The sequence below is a fragment of the Chromobacterium sp. ASV23 genome (genome assembly GCF_016428945.1).
Taxonomy (GTDB): Bacteria; Pseudomonadota; Gammaproteobacteria; order Burkholderiales; family Chromobacteriaceae; genus Chromobacterium; species Chromobacterium sinusclupearum.
Map to the genome: position 1 here is coordinate 1 of NZ_JAELTR010000197.1, position 432 is coordinate 432.

The following is a 432-nucleotide window of genomic DNA, read 5'->3' on the forward strand; positions in this document are numbered from 1 at the left end:
CGTCGATGGCCATCATGCAGCTGCTGCCGCCGCAGACCAGCGAGATCGATCCGGCGTCGGAACTGCGTTTCGATGGCCGCGACCTGCTGAAGCTGAGTCCGGCCGAGCTGCGCCGTTTGCGCGGCAAAGACATCGCGATGATCTTCCAGGAGCCGATGAGCTCCTTGAACCCGGTGTTCAGCGTGGGCGAGCAGATCGTCGAGACGCTGACGCTGCACGCCGGCTTGTCGCGAAGCGCGGCGTGGAAGCGGGCGGTGGAGCTGCTGCGCGAAGTGGGGCTGCCGGAGCCGGAGAAGCGGATCAAAGCCTATCCGCACGAATTGTCCGGCGGCCAGCAGCAGCGGGTGATGATCGCCATCGCCATCGCCTGCGAACCGAAGCTGCTGATCGCCGACGAGCCGACCACCGCGCTCGATGTCACGATACAAAAGC

At 65.5% G+C, this 432-nt stretch carries 1 protein-coding gene; it reads left to right on the forward strand.

Annotation, left to right across the window (positions count from 1 at the left end; all coding sequences use genetic code 11):
* A partial coding sequence (locus tag JHD59_RS22225; RefSeq protein ID WP_199155866.1) for an ATP-binding cassette domain-containing protein occupies positions 1-432 on the forward strand: 432 nt, incomplete at both ends.